The organism is Bacillus sp. FSL M8-0071, from assembly GCF_037975455.1.
GTDB classification, from domain to species: domain Bacteria; phylum Bacillota; class Bacilli; order Bacillales; family Bacillaceae; genus Bacillus; species Bacillus subtilis.
Genome location: NZ_CP150256.1, coordinates 3,496,703 through 3,516,041 on the forward strand (window position 1 = coordinate 3,496,703; position 19,339 = coordinate 3,516,041).

At 41.9% G+C, this 19,339-nt stretch carries 21 protein-coding genes; all 21 read right to left on the reverse strand.

Features of this window, described 5'->3' with window-relative positions:
• Positions 1-5: 5 nt before the first annotated feature.
• The gene (gene minJ, locus MKX71_RS18090; RefSeq protein ID WP_003242631.1) at positions 6-1,199 is read right to left on the reverse strand and encodes a cell division topological determinant MinJ; all 1,194 of its coding nucleotides are present in this window, start codon (positions 1,197-1,199) and stop codon (positions 6-8) included.
• 78 nt (positions 1,200-1,277) lie between these two features.
• A complete protein-coding gene (swrA, locus tag MKX71_RS18095) occupies positions 1,278-1,631 on the reverse strand; it encodes a swarming motility protein SwrAA (RefSeq protein WP_015251121.1) in 354 nt (117 codons plus the stop codon).
• A gap of 383 nt (positions 1,632-2,014) precedes the next feature.
• Positions 2,015-3,457, reverse strand: a complete 1,443-nt coding sequence (gene ctpB / locus MKX71_RS18100; protein WP_086344377.1) for a carboxy-terminal processing protease CtpB — start codon at positions 3,455-3,457, stop codon at positions 2,015-2,017.
• Between the two features lie 139 nt (positions 3,458-3,596).
• Positions 3,597-4,487 (reverse strand): permease-like cell division protein FtsX, encoded by an 891-nt coding sequence (gene ftsX, locus MKX71_RS18105; protein WP_015251119.1) that lies wholly within the window; start codon positions 4,485-4,487, stop codon positions 3,597-3,599.
• A complete protein-coding gene (gene ftsE, locus MKX71_RS18110) occupies positions 4,480-5,166 on the reverse strand; it encodes a cell division ATP-binding protein FtsE (protein ID WP_003228039.1) in 687 nt (228 codons plus the stop codon). The genes ftsX and ftsE overlap by 8 nt, the downstream gene beginning before the upstream one ends.
• 234 nt (positions 5,167-5,400) lie before the next feature.
• The gene (gene cccB, locus MKX71_RS18115) at positions 5,401-5,739 is read right to left on the reverse strand and encodes a cytochrome c551 (protein WP_048655013.1); all 339 of its coding nucleotides are present in this window, start codon (positions 5,737-5,739) and stop codon (positions 5,401-5,403) included.
• Positions 5,740-5,787: 48 nt separating this feature from the next.
• Entirely contained in the window at positions 5,788-6,633 is an 846-nt protein-coding gene (locus tag MKX71_RS18120) for a YitT family protein (RefSeq protein WP_003242677.1), read from the reverse strand.
• A gap of 165 nt (positions 6,634-6,798) precedes the next feature.
• A protein-coding gene (gene prfB, locus MKX71_RS18125) for a peptide chain release factor 2 (RefSeq protein WP_010886623.1) occupies positions 6,799-7,900 on the reverse strand; the annotation gives its coding sequence in 2 pieces (ribosomal slippage) (positions 6,799-7,827 and positions 7,829-7,900; 1,101 coding nt in all).
• 69 nt (positions 7,901-7,969) lie between these two features.
• Entirely contained in the window at positions 7,970-10,495 is a 2,526-nt protein-coding gene (gene secA, locus MKX71_RS18130) for a preprotein translocase subunit SecA (RefSeq protein WP_003228033.1), read from the reverse strand.
• 167 nt (positions 10,496-10,662) lie between these two features.
• Positions 10,663-11,232, reverse strand: a complete 570-nt coding sequence (hpf, locus tag MKX71_RS18135) for a ribosome hibernation promotion factor (protein ID WP_003228031.1) — start codon at positions 11,230-11,232, stop codon at positions 10,663-10,665.
• A 190-nt stretch (positions 11,233-11,422) separates the two neighbouring features.
• A complete protein-coding gene (locus tag MKX71_RS18140) occupies positions 11,423-11,800 on the reverse strand; it encodes a hypothetical protein (RefSeq protein ID WP_101172230.1) in 378 nt (125 codons plus the stop codon).
• Positions 11,801-11,809: 9 nt separating this feature from the next.
• Positions 11,810-12,151 carry a flagella biosynthesis regulatory protein FliT gene (fliT, locus tag MKX71_RS18145; protein ID WP_106073353.1) on the reverse strand — a complete coding sequence of 114 codons (342 nt, stop codon included), beginning with the start codon at positions 12,149-12,151 and terminating at the stop codon, positions 11,810-11,812.
• The gene (gene fliS, locus MKX71_RS18150; protein WP_003243747.1) at positions 12,148-12,549 is read right to left on the reverse strand and encodes a flagellar export chaperone FliS; all 402 of its coding nucleotides are present in this window, start codon (positions 12,547-12,549) and stop codon (positions 12,148-12,150) included. The genes fliT and fliS overlap by 4 nt, the downstream gene beginning before the upstream one ends.
• Positions 12,550-12,570: 21 nt before the next feature.
• Entirely contained in the window at positions 12,571-14,067 is a 1,497-nt protein-coding gene (locus MKX71_RS18155) for a flagellar hook-associated protein 2 (RefSeq protein ID WP_029318317.1), read from the reverse strand.
• A gap of 17 nt (positions 14,068-14,084) precedes the next feature.
• A complete protein-coding gene (gene flaG / locus MKX71_RS18160) occupies positions 14,085-14,414 on the reverse strand; it encodes a flagellar protein FlaG (RefSeq protein WP_029318316.1) in 330 nt (109 codons plus the stop codon).
• 233 nt (positions 14,415-14,647) lie between these two features.
• Positions 14,648-15,469, reverse strand: coding sequence for a flagellin Hag (gene hag, locus MKX71_RS18165; protein ID WP_029725988.1), 822 nt, complete (start codon positions 15,467-15,469; stop codon positions 14,648-14,650).
• A gap of 143 nt (positions 15,470-15,612) precedes the next feature.
• Positions 15,613-15,837 carry a carbon storage regulator CsrA gene (gene csrA, locus MKX71_RS18170; RefSeq protein WP_033884178.1) on the reverse strand — a complete coding sequence of 75 codons (225 nt, stop codon included), beginning with the start codon at positions 15,835-15,837 and terminating at the stop codon, positions 15,613-15,615.
• Positions 15,831-16,262, reverse strand: a complete 432-nt coding sequence (gene fliW, locus MKX71_RS18175; protein WP_003228007.1) for a flagellar assembly protein FliW — start codon at positions 16,260-16,262, stop codon at positions 15,831-15,833. The genes csrA and fliW overlap by 7 nt, the downstream gene beginning before the upstream one ends.
• A gap of 20 nt (positions 16,263-16,282) precedes the next feature.
• Positions 16,283-16,858, reverse strand: a complete 576-nt coding sequence (locus MKX71_RS18180) for a DUF6470 family protein (protein WP_015384781.1) — start codon at positions 16,856-16,858, stop codon at positions 16,283-16,285.
• 46 nt (positions 16,859-16,904) lie between these two features.
• Positions 16,905-17,801 (reverse strand): flagellar hook-associated protein FlgL, encoded by an 897-nt coding sequence (gene flgL, locus MKX71_RS18185; protein WP_015714797.1) that lies wholly within the window; start codon positions 17,799-17,801, stop codon positions 16,905-16,907.
• Between the two features lie 10 nt (positions 17,802-17,811).
• Positions 17,812-19,335 carry a flagellar hook-associated protein FlgK gene (gene flgK, locus MKX71_RS18190; protein ID WP_003228001.1) on the reverse strand — a complete coding sequence of 508 codons (1,524 nt, stop codon included), beginning with the start codon at positions 19,333-19,335 and terminating at the stop codon, positions 17,812-17,814.
• Positions 19,336-19,339 lie beyond the last annotated feature (4 nt).

Genomic DNA, 19,339 nt, shown 5'->3' on the forward strand with positions numbered 1-19,339 from the left:
GCCTTTTATGATCCCGAAGCGACTGCTTCGTCTTCACGGTCATCCTTTACGAAGAGGATGCCCAATTCATGATGTTCTCCTTCATAAGAAGCTCGCTGGTCAAAACGAATTTCTCCATTCAAACCGATAATTTCAAGCTTTACATATGCACGGTTATGCTGAAGCGCTTCATAGAAATCAGAAACGTTCTTAACCGGTATGCCATTGACTTTCGTTATGATTTCCCCGATTTTCAATTCCAGATCCTCAGCCGGCGTATTGGGGATAATCCCAAGCACCATTAAGCCCTGATCTCTTTTCGAGAAATAAAACGGAGCCGCGTTATCATTCACTCTTTGCTTTATGGACAGAAAAATACGCCCTAACAAAGCGGTACAGACCGCTGCACCCGCAAGCGGCGTCCACAGTAAGCTCGCTGCACCGAGAACTGCGACGGCAAGACCGAGAATACAAACGCGTTTCGCTGTGATCCTTATACTCGTTTCAGGCAGCGATCCCTGTACCCTTTGTCCAAATCCGACAAAGTAAGGAATCCATAGAAAATGGAATGAGCCGCCGGGAACCGTAAACACGGGCCACCAGCTAAGGTGCGATTCTAAACCATTACCGGGCACGAGAAGGAACAGCGGCAAAAGCCAAACCCGGTTTGCCAGCTGCTGTCCGATCGGCAAACCGCGGCTGCTTACGACAAGTGCCGGTGATGTTCTCACATGCGCAGAACGATAAGCAACCGCTCCTTCAGTGATAATCAGCAAACCTAGAAACACAGCCACAGCCGGCCAAACAACTGCAAATCCTTGCGGAAATCTCTCCAGAAAGGGCTCCGCCTGATATATTTGCAGTCCAAAACCTATCAGCATACTCACACTGACGATATATGCAGCAGACATCCAGTTTGCGCGAAGAGTGAACGCTGCCGCTGCAGTGATAACGGCAATAATCGCAAGTAAACCGAGAGGAATCGATATTCCGAGTCCACCTAAAATAACTGACAAAAGAAGACCTGGAATCAGTCCCTTTGTATATGTAAATTTCAGATCATCATAAATATCTGCTATTCTTGTATGAAAGGTTTTTCGTTCCCGTTTGATTCTTACATAGCCGAAAGCCAAGGTTATGATGATAAAAAACCAGAAAAGCGGGTGTAAGAAGAACAAGCCCGCGCTTTTTAACAGTTCAATTCCCCATTGAACAGACACTATCTCTCACCGCCTCAAGCCAAACATGTTACTCATATTCTATCAAATATTAAATGGCTTGGATATCCTCAGGAGAGTTTATCTCTCTTGCGTCATCCACAGCGTGACATTCGATAGTGAAAAATCCTTTAAATAGTGGTTTACATCCACATCCAATAACCCGCTGATTAGATGCATCGACCTTTTTATATCTGTCAGATTAATTCCTAATCGCTTATGGTTTTTCATTAAGTAGTTAAAATAATGTTTGGCGCATTCCTCATTAATGTCATTTACTGATTCGACATTGGTGTAATTGACCAAATATCTGCTGAACAGCATAAGAAGACTTAGTGCTTTTGTAGCTGAAAATGTTACGTCTTGTGTTCTGTCTTTTAATTGTTCCACTAATTCATAATATTTTTTTTCACGCACAATACTTGCCCTCTTCAATTGTGAACCCCCATTTTCTTTATACAGATAAGCACGGGCCAGTATAAGCAGCAGTACTGGAGTGCTAACAAGCATTCTCGCTAACGTTACTCTTTAAATACCTGTCGTTCAGCTGCCATTAACCTGATTACTGTTCTTTTTAGAACCTTCTTATATTGTATGAAGTAAACAAAGACTAGGCAACTTGCAAAAGTTTCATTTTAAATGCATATTAACTCGTTAGAAAGTCTCTCTCATATATTGATATCGGGTAATAACAGTCCTTTATAAATGTTTATTTGTGAAAATTTTTTTAATTTCTTGTCAAAAACTCATTTTTTATGTGACTTATGATCCATAATCTCTTTAAGCACAAAGAAACAGGAGATGGGATACCATCTCCTTTAATTGACAAATAATGATTTCAATGCTGTTTGAAGCTGCAAATCATTTTTTTCATCTGATTTTTTCTTTTCTATCTGCTGATTTAATGTCTCTGCAGTGCGAGTGTCGATCACACCGGTTTTATTCAGCTTGTTTTGATCCTGAAAAGCCATAACCGCTTTTTTCATGTCTTTGCTGAAATAGCCATCCTCACGTCCCGGATCAAAGCTGAGACCTTTTAACAATACCTGCGCATGCTTGACGTCTTCATTGTTCATGTCCACTTTAAGCGGCTCTTTCAGCTGTAAAGGCCCGGCGGAAAAATAATCGGGCTGCTTAATCGCAATGGTCGGTTCAATTCCTTTCTTATGAATCCAGTTTCCATTTGGCGTCAGCCACTTGTAAAGCGTTAATTTGATGTTGCTGCCATCCCCCATTGGCACAGCCTGTTGAACCGTTCCCTTTCCAAAAGACGTATCGCCTACAACATCATAATGGCCAGCTTCCTTTAATGCGCCGGCAAGAATTTCTGATGCAGAGGCACTTCCTTTATCCGTAATCACATTGACAGGGTACGCTTTTTTATGGGTCAATGTTGAAAAATAACGTTTTTTATCCCCATTGCGTTCAGCAATCTGAATATACGGCTGGTCCTTTGTAACGAAATGCTTAAGAATTTCTTCCACACTTTGAAGATATCCGCCCGGGTTGCCGCGTACATCAATGACAAGTCCTTCTATTTCTTTTTTCTCAAGCTCCCTCAGCGCTTTTGCAAAATCCTCTGCGGTGTGCTCAGAAAAAGTAGAGATGGCGATATATCCGACAGAATGCCCCTGTACTTTTTTCTCTGATGCAAAAACCGTTTCGAGCGGAATCTCAGCTCTCTTGATCCGGAATGACAGCTGCTTCTTCGTTCCAGGCCGCTGAATCTTCATTGAAACGCTGGACCCTTTTTTTCCTCTTATTTTTAACACAGCGTGGTTTAAATCCTTGCCGGCCATCGATTCTCCATTGATGCTGATAATTTCATCATTAGGCTTCAACCCGGCTTTTTCCGCTGGCGATTTCTTGAATGGGGAAACAATAATAATTTTGCCGTTTTCCATGCCAACCTCAGCCCCGATGCCTTCAAATGAGGAATCAAGAGAATCAGAAAATTGCTTAGCTGTCTGCTTGTCCATGTAAACAGAATAAGGATCATTTAGCGTAGACAGCATTCCCTGGATGGCTCCCTCGAGCAGCTTTTCTCTATCTACTTTTTCTACGTACTCATTCGAAATTAACTCATACGCTTTTTCGATTTTGTCCATAGCTTTATCCCGTTCAGAGTCAGCTTGTGCCGTCGCGGGAACTGCTGCAGTCTGGGGCTTATCCATCTCAAGCAGGTTGATTCCCGCATATACACCGGCGCCTCCGAACAGCATGCTCCCTGCTGCTATCACAGCCATTATTTTTTGATTCATCCTTTACTCCTCCTGTATGCCAGACTGTCTTTACCAAAACCTAGAGATAGTATATGTAAAGGATGGAGATTTCATGTAATCATAGAAGAAAAAGAAGGCAAATGAAAAGCCGTCCCGAAAACGGAACGGCTTTTTCACTTTATACTCGCAAAAACTTGCGGATGGAAGTCAGACTTCCCCATACTCCAATTACTGCGCCGATTGCAATCAGCACTAGCGAAACTTGGAATACAAATGGATTATAAGGAAGAAGAGAGACAAATGATCCTTGAACCTTTGGAACGACCCATCCGATGACGTATTGGTAAGTGCTCAGCACCAGTGCAATCGGAATCACAGAACCGAATACGCCTAGCAGCAATCCTTCAAGGAAAAACGGCCAGCGGATAAACCAGTTTGTCGCACCGACAAGCTTCATGATTTCAATTTCTTTTCTTCTTGCGAAAATTGTAATTTTAATGGTGTTGGAAATTAAGAACATCGCCGTAAATACCAGGCCGATAATTAACGCGATTCCGATGTTGCGGGAAACGCCGACCACTTTAAACAAACGGCTGACCTCTTCTTTTCCATAAGTGACTTTATAAACATGATCCATTTTTTCGATCTTTTTCGCCACGTTCGGCGTATCATGCGGATCTGTCGTTTTGACGACAAACGCATCATTAAGCGGGTTTTCCTGATCCTTCATTGTCAGGGATTTTCCGCTGTCACCAAAACTGTCAACCAGCTGGTCAAGCTCTTTTTCTTTAGATGAAAAAGTGACACTCTGAATGCCCTTCAGTTCCTTAATATCGTTCTGAAGCTTGTCCTGTGCCTTCTGATCTGCAGTCAGATCAACCAGTACTTTGATTTCGACTTGTTTTTCTGCATTCGTGGCCATGTTATTCAAATTCAGCATAATCACTAAAAACACGCCGACTAAAATCAGCGTAACGGTTACAGCACTAATGGATGCAAATGTCATCCATGTGTTTCTCCCGAGAGATTTAAAACTCTCACGCAAGTGGCGCCCGAGAATTTTAATCATATGAACCATACTCCCCTCTTGACTCATCACGCACAATGATACCATCTTCGATTGCAATGACACGTTTCTTCATGGTGTTTACGATTTCTTTATTATGTGTCGCCATCACGACTGTTGTCCCGCGGTTGTTAATTTCCTCCAGCGTCTTCATGACTTCCCAAGACGTATCCGGATCAAGGTTTCCTGTCGGTTCATCAGCAATGACAACATCAGGGTTGTTCACAATTGATCTTGCAATAGATACACGCTGCTGCTCCCCGCCTGAAAGTTGGTCAGGAAATTGTCGCGCTTTATGCTTCAGCTGCACGAGATCAAGCACTTCAAGCACCCGTTTCTTAATGACAGACGGCTGTTCTCCAATCACTTCAAGGGCAAATGCCACATTTTCAAAAACAGTAAGTTTCGGAAGAAGCTTGAAATCCTGAAAGACAACGCCTATTTTTCGGCGCACGAAAGGAATCTCTTTTTCTTTAATTGTCGCGAGATCTTTATGATTGATTAAAATTTGTCCTTTTGTCGGTTTTTCTTCTCTGTAAATCATTTTAATAAAAGTAGATTTACCTGCTCCGCTCGGACCAACAACATACACAAACTCGCCGGGATGAATGGTAACAGAAATCCCATTGAGCGCTTTTACGCCGTTCGGATAGGCTTTATATACTTCCTTCATCTCTATCATGAAATCACCTAATCTTTTTATATCATTTTATCTATCACACGGTCATACTCTTCGAATGCATTCGACAATTTATGACCCATTCATTTGTAAAAAGATGAAAAATCTGAAAGTTCCCTTTTTCAATACACTTCATTATACGTCAAATTTAGACATAATACTATTACAGTTTCTTTTCATTCATATTGTCAAGGCATAAAAACATCCTTGCCGGCACTCGGCAAGGATGTTTTTATCTTACTTTTTTTCTGACAGCCATTTGGCAATAACAGCGGCTTCGTTATCCTCTACAAGCCCCTTTGGCATATTGCCGCGGCCGTTTTTAATAATGCTTTCAATTTTGTGTTCATCGTATTTGCCTCCGACCTCTTGGAGATTAGGCCCTGACACACCTTCTAAATCCTTGCCGTGGCAGCCTACGCAGCTTTGCTGATATAATTCTTCCCCTTCAGATGCAGTGGCTTCCGTCTTGCTGCCGGTGTCTGCCTTCTCTTCTTTTGCATCGTTTGATCCGCAGGCAGCCAACAGAACAGAAAGCGCAAATCCAACCATTAGTATCAATAACTTTGATTTCATGTTGAGAAGCACAACTCCTTTACGATCTCTTCCATATTATAACCTCGTTTAAGCTCGCTTGAAACCCTCGCCCAGCACCTCGCTCGCGTCTGCTACAATTACAAAAGCTGACTCATCAATCTGTTTGACGATTTGTTTCAATTTGGTGAATTCAGTTTGCCCAACCACGCACATTAAAATCGGACGGTCATCGTCAGTATATCCGCCGACTGCAGAAATTTTTGTCACCCCTCTGTCAATCTTCTGTAAGACAGCCTCCTTGACAGCCTGCTCCTGCTTTGTAATGATGAGCGCCATTTTTGAACGATTAAAGCCGACTTGCACAACATCAATGGTTTTGCTGGACACATAGACGCCAAGCATGGCATATAAGCCTTGCTCAATATTAAATACAATCATAGCCGTAACAACGATCATTCCGTCAATGATGGCGAGACACTTCCCCAATGACAGACCGGAGTACTTATGAATGATCTGTGCAGCCAAGGCTGTTCCTCCCGTCGACCCTTTCCCTAAGTACACAATACCAATTCCGATACCTATCCCGACACCGCCAAAAATCGCCGCCAGGAGTTCATGATGAGTGGCAGGCTGAATATCCCTTGTCAGAAACACTACTAGCGGCAAAAACACAGAACCTGCAAGCGTCTTTAGCCCAAATTTCCCACCGAGCAAAATGACGCCAGCAATAAATAAAGGGATATTAATAATCCACTGTACATACGCTGCTTCAAAACCATATGATTGTAAAATCGTACTGATCCCGCTGACACCGCCGGCGGCAATCTTGTTCGGAAGCAAAAATACATTAAAGGACACGGCCGTAATCGCTGCTCCTATCAATATGTATACATAATCCCGCAAAATCCACAATGTTTTATTCCGTACGTCCATCATATATCCTCCGTTTCTTCCAATGCTCTCCGATAGCATTTTAATCCTTCCCTGATTAGATGTAAATAACACCCAAATACAGTGGTAATATGCTAAAGCAGCAGTGAAATCAAGGATATAAGGAATTAAAAAAACACACCCGTTGCATCAGGTGTGTTTTTCAGCTTATGAAAGCTTAGAACGCAGGTAGGCATCAATAAACGTATCAATGTCACCATCCATTACAGCTTGAACGTTCCCCATTTCTGTATTGGTCCGATGATCTTTTACCATGGAATACGGATGGAATACATAAGAACGGATTTGGCTGCCCCAGCCGATTTCTTTTTGTTCACCGCGAATTTCATCCAGCTCTGCCTGCTGCTCTTCAATTCTGCGCTGATACAGCTTGGCCTTCAGCATTTTCATGGCTCTTTCACGGTTTTTAATTTGTGAGCGCTCCGTTTGGCATGTCACAACTACATTCGTCGGCAAGTGAGTAATCCGAACGGCTGAATCCGTCGTATTGACGTGCTGTCCGCCCGCACCGCTTGCACGGTACGTGTCAACTTTAATATCCTCCGTACGAATATCAATATCAATTTCATCGTTAAATTCAGGCATGACTTCACATGAAACGAAAGATGTGTGGCGGCGGCCTGATGAATCAAATGGTGAGATCCGCACAAGACGATGAACACCTTTCTCTGCTTTGAGATACCCGTAAGCGTTGTGTCCTTTGATGAGCAATGTCACTGATTTGATTCCCGCCTCGTCACCTGGAAGGTAATCGAGAGTTTCTACTTTAAAGCCGCGGCGCTCTCCCCATCTTGTATACATTCTAAGAAGCATAGAGCCCCAGTCCTGTGACTCTGTACCGCCAGCACCAGGGTGCAGTTCTAAAATCGCGTTATTTTTATCATACGGCTCGCTGAGAAGAAGCTGAAGCTCAAACTCATTGAACTCTTTTGTTAATGATTTTAGTTCTTTTTCAAGCTCAAGCTGGAGATCAGTGTCCGGCTCTTCTTTCAAAAGATCATGAGTCATTTGTAATTCTTCGTGGGATTCATTCAATTTTTTATACGAATTGACATAATCCTTTAAACCGTTTGCTTCATTTATAACCGTTTGAGCTTTTTGCTGATCATTCCAGAATTCCGGATCAGCCATTTGTTCATCTAGCTCAGCAATGCGGGCCTCCTTTGATTCGAGGTCAAAGAGACCCCCTAAAGTCCGCTAAACGAGAAGCCATATTTTCGAGCTCTGCTCTAATTTCTGATAATTCCATTTCATTCACCTCATTAAAAGATCCGCAGGCGCCTGCAGGCGCCGCGGTCGGTAAACTTGCCGGGGCGAACTATTCAGTACGGCCGCAGCAATTTTTATATTTTTTCCCGCTTCCGCAGTGGCATGGGGCATTTCGTCCGATATCAACCACTTTGCGAACCGGTGCTTTCTTTGCTTTTTTGTTATCGTCGCCTTCTTGCGGCTGATGAGCTGTTGTTTGGCCTTGTACAACCTCTTCACGCTCCAGATTGTTTTCAATCTCAGCTTTCATCACAAATTTTGCGACTTCGTCCTCAATTGATTCAATCATATGCTCAAACATCGCAAAACCTTCCATTTGATACTCACGAAGCGGGTTCGTCTGCGCGTAAGCACGAAGGTGAATCCCTTGGCGGAGCTGATCCATCGCATCAATATGATCCATCCATTTAGAATCAACGGCACGAAGAACGATAACTTTTTCGAATTCGCGCATTTGCTCTTTGCCGAATTGCTCTTCCTTCTCATTATATTTTGTGATGATGCGATCCATAATGAGCTCAAGCATTTCATCCGGTTCTTTGCCGAAGATATCGCTCTTCTCAAGCGCACCTTCATCAAGATAAGTTGTGTTGATAAGATCAACTAGACCGTCAAGCTTCCACTCCTCAGGAAGCTCTTCTCTTGGCGTATAGGCTGCAATTGCGCGTTCGAGAGAAGACTTGATCATATTTTCAACGATTTCACGCAGGTTTTCAGAGTCAATGACTTCAAAGCGCTGCTTATAAATGACCTCACGCTGCTGGCGGAGAACATCATCATATTGCAGAAGCTGTTTACGTGAATCGAAGTTATTGCCTTCGACGCGTTTTTGAGACGATTCAACCGCGCGAGATACCATTTTGCTTTGGATTGGAGTAGAGTCGTCCATGCCGAAGCGGTCCAGCATCGCCATTGTCCGCTCAGCTCCGAATCTGCGCATCAATTCATCTTCCATAGAAAGATAAAATTGAGTAATCCCCGGGTCTCCCTGACGTCCGGAACGACCTCGAAGCTGATTGTCAATCCGGCGTGATTCATGTCGTTCTGTTCCGACTACAGCGAGCCCGCCAAGCTCTTTTACACCTTCGCCAAGCTTAATGTCCGTTCCGCGCCCCGCCATGTTAGTCGCAATCGTAACTGCGCCTTTTTGGCCGGCCTCTTCAATGATCTGCGCTTCACGTTCATGGTTTTTGGCATTTAACACTTGATGCGGAATTCCTTTGTTTTTAAGCAGCTTAGAAATCAATTCAGATGTTTCAACGGCAACCGTACCGACGAGAACAGGCTGTCCCGTCATGTAACGCTGTGCGACATCCTCCGCAACTGCCTTAAACTTTCCTTCCATCGTGCGGTAAATTAAATCCGGTCGGTCATCACGGACAACAGGCCTGTTGGTAGGGATCGTGACAACCTGCATATTGTAGATGTTGCGGAATTCTTCTTCCTCTGTCTTAGCTGTACCCGTCATACCGGCAAGTTTTTCGTACATCCGGAAGTAATTTTGGAACGTAATCGTCGCCAAGGTCATGCTTTCGTTTTGAATCTCAAGCCCTTCCTTCGCTTCAATCGCTTGGTGAAGCCCCTCACTGTAGCGGCGGCCTTTCATCAAACGTCCCGTGAAGGAATCAACAATAACAACCTGTCCGTCTTCCACTACATAGTCAACGTCCTTTTGCATCGCAACGTGAGCTTTTAAGGCCTGGTTGATATGGTGGTTGAGCGCGACATGCTTCACATCAAAGAGGTTATCGATGCCGAACGCTTTTTCCGCCTTCGTCATTCCTTCTTCAGTAAGCTGTACAGCTTTTGTTTTGATATCGTACGTGTAATCCTTCTCCGCTTTTAACGTGCGGACAAAAGCATTTGCCTGTACGTACAGCTTAGTGGATTTTGCAGCTTGTCCAGAAATGATAAGCGGTGTTCTTGCTTCATCAATTAAAATAGAGTCAACTTCATCTATTACCGCAAAATGAAGCGGGCGCTGAACCATCTGCTCTTTATAAAGAACCATATTGTCACGCAAATAGTCGAAGCCAAGCTCGTTGTTTGTGGAGTAAGTAATATCAGCGGCATAAGCTTCCCGTTTTTCGTCTTTTGACATTGAGTTTAAATTCAAACCGACAGTCAAACCGAGAAACTCGAAAATTTTCCCCATTTGCTCAGCGTCACGGCTTGCCAAGTATTCGTTGACAGTCACGACGTGTACGCCTTTACCGGTTAACGCATTTAAATAAACAGGCAGGGTAGACGTTAATGTTTTCCCTTCCCCCGTTTTCATTTCCGCTATATTTCCGTCATGAAGCGCCACGCCCCCCATGAGCTGGACTTTAAACGGAAACATGCCTGTTACGCGGCGTGAAGCTTCTCGAACAACAGCGAAAGCTTCAACAAGAAGATCATCCGTTGTCGCCCCTTTTTCAAGACGCTCTTTAAATTCAATTGTTTTATGTTTCAATGCGTCGTCAGAGAGATTTTCATAGTCTCCGCGAATCGCATCAATATCGTTAGCTATTTTTTCGTATCTATTCAGCGTACGTTTTGTTGGATCAAACATTTTATTTAAAATTCCAAGCATTTATAACGCTCCTCTATCATCACATGCCTATTTTAGAGGCATGTATAAATAATTTACTAGTCCATGTATACCTCTCATTATCATATCATACCTTTTGTTATTTCCAAAGAATTTGCAAATAAGAAAAACAAAAACCTTCCGCGGACATCACGGAAGGCTTCTCTTCATTATTCAGTCGGTTCAATTAAGCCATACTTCCCGTCATTTCTGCGGTACACGACATTTGTAAGGTTTGTTTCCGCATTTGTGAAAACAAAGAAATTATGGCCGAGCATATTCATTTGCAAGATCGCTTCTTCACTATCCATCGGCTTTAAATTAAAGCGTTTCTGACGGACGATGTCCAAGCTCTCCTCCTCTTCTATGTCATCCTGAACCGCAATATCTGTATCAGAGCCAAGACCGTTTGCCAATAAATATTTTGGAGAGCCCTGCTCACGGAATTTACGGTTTACTTTCGTTTTATGCTTACGGATTTGACGTTCCAGTTTGTTTGTTGCGAGATCAATTGCGTTGTACATATCCTCGTTATGCACCTCGGACCGAAGCGCCAGATCTGTCATCGGAATCGTAACCTCAACCTTAGACTCCTTGTCATTGTAAAACTTCAAGTTGACGTTCACATCAGCATCCACGCTATGGTCAAAATAGCGCTCCAGCTTGCCGATCTTCCTCTCGACATGATCCTTTAACGCGGGTGTCACTTCAATATTTTCTCCTCTGATGTTATAGTTCATCAAAGAACGCCTCCCTTTTATTAAGGATATGTATCTATTTCTCTTTTACCCTTTACAATTCCTGCTGAAACATAAATCTTTTGTGAAAATTCAGTGAACTTTGTCGAATTTTGTTTGTATTTGCTCTGTTATTGGCGGTTCGGAGGTATATGTATATGCTGATTGAACGAAACAAATACCTCACACACGCCTAATTGATTAAAAAGGGTTCCATACATTGATGAATAGACAGCATCCATTTTCTATAATGAATCAGAAAATGTTCCTTTAAATACTCACAGAACTCATGAGAGGGAAAAGAGTAAGAGACCAATTGATCAAACTCCGCAAAAATTTGGTCAAATGCTTTCACACAAATTTCAGCACACCGCGAATCCATAATGAAGAGAAGTGTTGAATGTGTTGAATCCAAATAAAAAAAGGCTTGGATCAGATCTTGGTAGATCCGATCCCCTTCTGTTTTTGATAAATTCTCTTCAGCCTCTATCAAATAACACAACCCCTCTTCGATGGTAAAAAGAAGATGATAATAAGCTGATAAAAGCGTATAATCTTCAATGCTCTTCAAGGCACTCACCTATTTACGCTTGTCATAATATGTGCCGTCAATCGTAATGTTGTTATAAGGGTTTAAATACGTCGTATGCATCACACGTTTTCTTTTCATCTGCTGAAGTTCTGTTGCGATTGACTGCTTCAGTCTTTCCATTTCCTTCACAATCAGCTGATCCCATGTCAAAATAAGTTTCATCTGCTTTCGCTCTTCTTCTGAAAGCGGCAGAGATATCTCCTGAATCCGTTCAGACCGTGTAGCCACAAAGTCTTCAATTTGCTTTAAAAGTTCATCGCTTTCCGGCGTATTTTGTATGTGTGACAGCATACTCTTCGTCTCAGTGTATAGTTGATCTATATTATTCATGCGATCCCGCCTGATCCGTGCCGGTCCTTCCGCTCACTTTGAATGGCTTGTTTCCAAGCATCGCGAAAATCTGTTACATAACCTTCAACCTCAGCCAGCATGCCCGTATCATTTTTGATATTTGCCTGTACCAATCTGCGATACATATAATCGTACATCGCACCCATAGAAGCGGAAAGCTCTATGTTACGGTTAAGTGTAAAATTTAATTCCTGAATAATATTTTGCGCTTTAATCAGATTTTCATTTTTACGTTCCATATCATCATTCTCAATGGCCTGAGCGGCAAGTCTTATAAATTTCAAACAGCCATTATACAGCATAAGCGTCAGCTCACCGGGTGTAGCCGTATTCACTGAATTTTGCTGATAGGCTGTATAAGGATTTTGGATCGCCATGTGTCATCCTCCAAATTACATTTATTGTGCTAGAAGCTGTGATAAATAGGACGATTGTTCGTTCATTTTTTGAATCGCAGAATCCATTGCACTGAATTTTGTATAATAGCGGTTTTCTATTGTGGTCAACCGGTCCTGCATTTTGGTGATATCAGTGCTGATCGTGTTTAAATTTTTACCGATTGAGTAGTCATTGGTTCCCATTGTCGAGTTACCGGCTTTTGCTTCAATGCTTTTCACCGTACTTTTCAGTGTGTCACCGATACGTTTCATAATCCCTTTATCACTATAAGCACTGCTGTTCGACCCGCTTGTAAATAAGGCGGCAACACTTTGCGGATCTTCTTGTATTTTAGCTTTCAGTTTGTCTTCATTAATTTCTAGATGTCCTCGCATTTGGTAAGCACCAGACGTTGTGATGCCAAATTCAGTTAATTGATAGGTTTTTCCATCCGCACTAACTTGAGAATAAAAATCAGTCCGCATTTGATTCGTACCAGTGCTTATGCTGGTATCATTTTTCAGCAAACCGCTTTTTGCCTTCTCTTCCCAGAGTTCTATCTCTTTATCGGACATGGCTTCTTTTTGTTCACTCGTCAGCGGCGCATAGTCTCTGTATTTTTCTTCTTTCAACTTTTCATTCAGGCTGTCTACCAGTTCATTGTATTTATTCACAAACTCTTTAATTTGGTTGTAAATCCCGTCAACATCAGTAGATACAGATGTGGTAACAGGGCCTGTGGCTGCAGTTGTATTTTTGATCGAATAAGTAACGCCATTCACTGTGAAGTTGTTTGACAGCTTCTCCATTTCAAAGCCGTTGATGGTGACTTTTGCATTCGTTCCTTCTTTGTAAGCAGTAATCTTATTATCAGTGTCCAAAGAAAAACCTAGCTGGCCAGACATAAAATCTGCTGTAGCAGAGTCTGCTGCTTGTATACTGCCTCCTGCACCTGTTGCTTTAGAAGAAAACGCAATGGTTTCCACATACTCTGTACCATTCCAAATTTTATCTTTAAAAGCTGATACTCCTAGATCTGAGCTGTTAAGTTTAGAAATCACATTATCAATCGTATCAGCGCTCGTCACACTAATGTTCACTGTTTTTGCGGCTGTCTCACCAGGCGCAACAACGTTAAATGCCAAATTATAATCGCCCTGTGTGTATCCTGTATAATTGTTTGCCTTATATGTCGCAGCAGTTGCCAAACTTGCTACTTCAATAGTAGATGAAGAGTTTGCTGCACTTGCAGTTCCTGTAGCAGTTAACACAGATTCGTTTGAGCTTGATACGGTTTTACTCTGAAACGTACTCGGATATGTCAGCTTATTATTAGACATATAATCTTGGAATTCTTTTATTTTCGAGTTTACTTCACGATAGCTATCACGCTGCCATTCAAGAGTCTGCTTTTTTTGTGTTAGCTTATTAAGCGGTGCTCTTTCTGTCTGCATCAGCTTTGATACAATATCATCTATATCCATTCCTGACGCCAGACCTGTTATTCTCGTGACCATTTCAAACCACTCCTAATCTACTTTTTTTCATCTACAAATAACCCAAGAAATTCAGTCATAGCTGCATAAAAATCTAGCCACCGCCTTGGCGGAATTTCACGGATCACTTCATTTGTAGAGTCCTCTATTACTTTTACATAGTATTCATTTAACTTCTCATGGAGCTCAAACTTCAGATGAACTTGCGAAGGTTCCAAAAACTTGTTCATTCCCTCTACCATTTCAGCAAGGTCGGTATATGAAACTTGATGAACAGGAACCTCACTCTCATGATCCTTCTGATTATGTATTTGAGTATCATAACGATCCCAAACAGGTTGTAACGTAGTGAGCCTTTCAATGTTCAATTGATCATCCCCTATGCCCCAATCTATCGTTTATATCGACTAAATCGAGATAAGATTACACATATTTTTGGAAAAAATCTCATCCGTTTTAGATTTCTTAGTTTGGAAATACGTTTATAAAAAGTAAGTGGAGAATCCGGTTATTATATCATGATTTAATAACAGCAAGTGGAATGATTCGGAGTTAGAAATATAAATAAAAGACCTTGGCAACGCCAAGGTCCTCTCTAAAATTAACGTAACAATTGAAGCACGTTTTGCGGCTGTTGGTTCGCTTGAGCAAGCATTGCTTGAGAAGCTTGAGAAAGAATGTTGTTCTTTGTGAACTCGCTCATTTCTTTCGCCATGTCAACGTCACGGATACGAGACTCAGCAGCTGTTAAATTTTCAGAAGAAGCACTAAGGTTGTTAATTGTGTGCTCTAAGCGGTTTTGTACCGCACCAAGTTTTGAACGTTGGCTTGAAACGCTAGTAATTGCAGTATCGATTTTCGCGATCTCAGTGTCAAAACTAAAAGTAGCTGATGAAACATCGATCCCTTTTACTCCTAAAGTTGTTGCATCCATGTTGCCAATTGTAACATTAATATTTTGGGTAGCATTTGCACCAATTTGGAATGTAAATCCTGCTGTTACACTACCGTCTAAAAGTTTTTTTCCGTTAAATTCAGTACGTTGAGAGATACCATCGATCTCTTCAGTTAAAGCATCCATTTCATCTTTAATTGCAGTTAAATCTTCAGGTTGCTGTGTACCTGTGTTACCAGCTTGAACAGTAAGTTCACGCATACGTTGAAGGATGGCATGAGTTTCAGTCAATGCACCCTCAGCTGTTTGGATAAGAGAGATTCCGTCTTGAGAGTTTTTAGAAGCCATATCAAGACCTCTGATTTGTCCTCTCATTTTTTCAGAGATCGCAAGACCTGCTGCGTCATCTCCCGCACGGTTGATACGAAGACCTGAAGAAAGTTTCTCCATATTCTTTTGTGCTGCACCGTTGTTTGAAGACAAACGGTTCAGTGTGTTAAGCGCTGCAATATTGTGGTTAATTCTCATTTTTATTTCCTCCCTGAATATGTTGTTTAGGCACGTCCTTGTGCCTCAATTTTGTAATCGGCGGAGCCATTTTTGCCCTCTCCCGGCTACATCATTAATATCGGATTGTCTCTGATTTTGTTAATACAAAAATAAAAAAATCCTCACTTTTTTTGTGAGGATAATGCGGAGATCACATCGCTGGATAACGCTGCTGCACGGTTATTTTCTTCCTGAATGGTCAAATAAATTTCTTTCCTGTGAATATCAATATGCTTTGGGGCGTCAATTCCAAGCTTCACTTGATCCCCCTCAACCGCAATCACTTTTACTTCAATATCAGCACCTATTTGAATCGCTTCGCTTATTTTCCGCGATAAAACTAGCATGATTCTCCTCCAATCGGATGCTTTGTCGTATATGAGGAGTCGTGTAAAACGACTTGCTTAGCCATCATGTTCTTGCGATTCACAATAATGGGAGCCAATAAATTCGCAGTAGACTTTTCAAATGGCTCTGCCATAGTCAATATTGTCATGACTTCTACGTCTTGAATATTATCGATATCCAAAAGTTCAGCAGTTGATTCATCAAGATCAAATTCATAATTCTTAAAAAAGATAAACGGACTTACGACGATAAACGCAAGATTTTCTGAAGTGACGGACTGCAGTGCCACGAATGGAGAGTCTTCTGAAAGCGGAAGTATGACAAATTGTTTTTCTTCTAAAAAGCCTGGAATCCCGCTTTCAAAAAGAATGATTTGTTCTTCTTTTATGTTCATTTGGCCATGGTACTTCGTATGAATGATCATTGTTCACGATCCTTTTCTTTTTACTTTTCGGGTGATTCTTTCGGGTATTCTACATCTATATTTAAATCAGGGTATTGGAGCATGTCAACCTTAACATTTCCTGGCGTATATTCAACAATTGGCTTATGCGGCTCAGCCTGAATAACAGGCTTTCGCGGCGTAATCTGAACATCAAGCTGTGACGGAGTATATTGTATTTTCACCCTAGATAGAGAAGGAGCATAATTTTCGCCTAATTGAATTTGGTGCATTTCAGAGTTCCTCCTTGCTTGTGAAGCGATTGGGTTCCCCTTATTTTCAATCCTCATAAGCTCGTCGCCTTCTTCTGCAGTACGCGCTATTCCCTCCATTACATCCTCATGCCCTTGTTGTGCGGCTTCTTCAATTCTCTTGAAAACATGCTTTCTGTCTAATTCTTCCCATGCTTGTGTCTGGTCAATCGTGAGTTTTCCAGGTGTCACCGATATTTCCATTTCCGCACTCGGCTGTTCGATCTCTAGATCAGCTTGAGGCTGCTCCATTTTTAAGCTGGCAGGCGTCGTTGTTAAACCAATTTTTCCTTGAACACTATGCATAATCAATCTGGGAATCTGCATCACTCTACCTCCTGAACTATAAAAAAAGCGAACTCCTAAGAGCCGCTTACTTTAAAAAGTCAATCAATGTAGGCTGAACAATTTGCGCATTAACGGCCAGAGTAGCCCTGTGCACACTTTGCTGCGCAATAAATTCAGTTATTACTTCTTCCAGTTCTACATCTTCATTGTCTGATAACACTTTGGTAGCTGTTTCTTCTTGCGCTGACAGTCTTGTATTAACCAGTTCAAGACGATTATATCTCGCTCCAAGATCAGATCGTTCAGCGCTCATGCCGTCAGAAAAATGATCAATATCATCTAAAACACTGTCCATGCCATCTAGCGAACCAGAATTTAGTGCTTTCTCAAAAGAATCAAGCATTTCAAATACATTCTGCCCGCTTTCAGAAGTGCCTCCAAAAGCTGACTTTGGATCTGAATTCACTTTCAATGACATATTATTTGATATATTGACTACGACATCAGCTGTATCAGAAATTGTATAAGTTCCGTCTCCGTTATCTGTAACCGGAGGCTTATCTGAATTTGTGCCATTAAAGATATATCTGCCGTTCACTTGTGTATTCGCAATATTTAAAAGCTGTTCCTTTAACTGCTTTACCTCTACGCCAATCGCTTGCCGCTCCGACTCGCCGTTTGTATCATTTTGAGCTTCAACCGCTAATTCTCTGACCTTTGACAGGATGTCAATTCCTTCTGTAATGTTTGTTTCTGTGTTTTCGAGCCAGGTAAAGGCTTGAGAAGCATTGCTTTTGTACTGCTGCACTTGAGACAGTTGCGTATTATACTTTAAGCTTTTCATTGCTACTACAGGATCGTCGGAAGCTTTTGAGATTTTTTTCCCTGAAGAAATCTGCGACTGGAGTTTATCCAGCTTCGAGTAGCTCGAACCGATATATCTCAGTGAGTTTTGCTGTATCATGCCTTGTGTTACTCTCATGTGACTCTACCTACCTTCCTCCAACACCCATGCCGTTGATCACTTTATCAAGTAATTCATCTTGTAAAGTCACCATTCTTGCAGCTGCATTGTATGCGTGTTGAAATTGAATCATATTCGTCATTTCTTCGTCTAAAGAAACTGCGCTCATTTGCTGACGGTTTATGTCAGCATCATTTAGCTGTGTTTCTGTATTAGACGCCAGTCGATTAGCCTCTTGAGCTTCGATCCCTAGCTCGCCAATCAGACCCGCATAATAATCTAAAACACTAGTTTCTTTACCGTTAATGGTTATTTTACCGGTTAAAACATTTGCTAATTTTGTAGCATTTGCGTTATCGTTGGCTGCACCAGTCAGTGAGAAAGCAATGTTTGCGCCTTTTGAATCTATTATGCTGTCAGCCACTTTGATCTTGCCCGCCGCGCCCTTGGCAGGTTCAGTTTCACCGCCAGTAAAATCAAAAAAGTCTCCGCCTTGTTCACCGCTCTTGGTCACACCATTTCTGTGCACTTCATTGAAAGCTTTCGCGAATTCAAGCGCCATATTGTCAAGATCAGAAAGCATTTCCGGGTATACTCCCTTTTCTTGGCCATCTGCTGTTATATACCCATAAGACTCTATAAATCCTAAAAGGGATCCCTTGCTGCTAAAGGACTCCGCCTGCACAGCTGTATCCCCGATTGAAATACTTGATACTAACCCAGTTTCATTATCATAGTTGGCTGCAAGTTCTGAAACCTCGTAATTTTTACCGTCCAAAACAGTTCCTAGCGACTGTTTATTTTTATCAAGGATTTCAATTGATACAGTTCCTTCAGCAGATGCAAGTGCATTCCCGCCTGATTTGTTGTAGCTGACTTTGATATCAACCATTGAGGATAATTTATCGATCAGCAAATCTCGCTGGTCATATAAGCCATTCGGAAGAAGCCCGACCGGCTCTACTTGTGCAATTTGCTTATTTAAACTGTTTAACTGAGAAAGCAGAGAATTGACATCCAACACAGTTGTATTTAGCTCTGCTTTTAAATTCGATTGGACATTTGTAAGTGATTCAGAAATATAATTAAACGTTTCAGCTACAGCTTGTCCTTTTCGAGCAACAACAGAACGTGCACTTTCTTCATTTGTATTATTCGATAATTCCTGCAGGGAATTCCAAAACGAATTGAGCACACTGTTCAAGCCGCTGTCATCCGTTTCATTTAAAACGCCTTCCATTTGGGACAGCGCTTTGGCCTTCGTGTCATAGTATCCGGCACTGTTGTTTTGAAGACGGTATTGGTAGTCAAGAAAGATATCTCTTATTCTCTCAACTGATTTTCCTTGAACGCCCGTACCCATTTGTCCCGCTGTTTTTTCTGCGTTTTTAGATACAGCAGGGAAATAGTCCGTTGCCTCCAATGAGACCCGCTGCCTTGTATAACCATCAGTATTGGCATTTGCCACGTTATTTGCAGTAGTGCTTAAAGCTGCCTGCTGAGCGCTTAACGCCCGCCTTGCAGTTTCAAGCCCCATAAAGGTAGATGTCATTTTC

Coding starts and splice junctions, on each gene's coding strand:
- ctpB (WP_086344377.1), bottom strand. CDS start 3,457: ATGAATCAAAAAATAATGGCTGTGATAGCAGCAGGGAGCATGCTGTTC.
- ftsX (WP_015251119.1), bottom strand. CDS start 4,487: ATGATTAAAATTCTCGGGCGCCACTTGCGTGAGAGTTTTAAATCTCTC.
- ftsE (WP_003228039.1), bottom strand. CDS start 5,166: ATGATAGAGATGAAGGAAGTATATAAAGCCTATCCGAACGGCGTAAAA.
- cccB (WP_048655013.1), bottom strand. CDS start 5,739: ATGAAATCAAAGTTATTGATACTAATGGTTGGATTTGCGCTTTCTGTT.
- MKX71_RS18120 (WP_003242677.1), bottom strand. CDS start 6,633: ATGGACGTACGGAATAAAACATTGTGGATTTTGCGGGATTATGTATAC.
- secA (WP_003228033.1), bottom strand. CDS start 10,495: ATGCTTGGAATTTTAAATAAAATGTTTGATCCAACAAAACGTACGCTG.
- hpf (WP_003228031.1), bottom strand. CDS start 11,232: ATGAACTATAACATCAGAGGAGAAAATATTGAAGTGACACCCGCGTTA.
- fliT (WP_106073353.1), bottom strand. CDS start 12,151: ATGAATAATATAGATCAACTATACACTGAGACGAAGAGTATGCTGTCA.
- fliS (WP_003243747.1), bottom strand. CDS start 12,549: ATGGCGATCCAAAATCCTTATACAGCCTATCAGCAAAATTCAGTGAAT.
- MKX71_RS18155 (WP_029318317.1), bottom strand. CDS start 14,067: ATGGTCACGAGAATAACAGGTCTGGCGTCAGGAATGGATATAGATGAT.
- hag (WP_029725988.1), bottom strand. CDS start 15,469: ATGAGAATTAACCACAATATTGCAGCGCTTAACACACTGAACCGTTTG.
- csrA (WP_033884178.1), bottom strand. CDS start 15,837: ATGCTAGTTTTATCGCGGAAAATAAGCGAAGCGATTCAAATAGGTGCT.
- fliW (WP_003228007.1), bottom strand. CDS start 16,262: ATGATCATTCATACGAAGTACCATGGCCAAATGAACATAAAAGAAGAA.
- MKX71_RS18180 (WP_015384781.1), bottom strand. CDS start 16,858: ATGCAGATTCCCAGATTGATTATGCATAGTGTTCAAGGAAAAATTGGT.
- flgL (WP_015714797.1), bottom strand. CDS start 17,801: ATGAGAGTAACACAAGGCATGATACAGCAAAACTCACTGAGATATATC.
- flgK (WP_003228001.1), bottom strand. CDS start 19,335: ATGACATCTACCTTTATGGGGCTTGAAACTGCAAGGCGGGCGTTAAGC.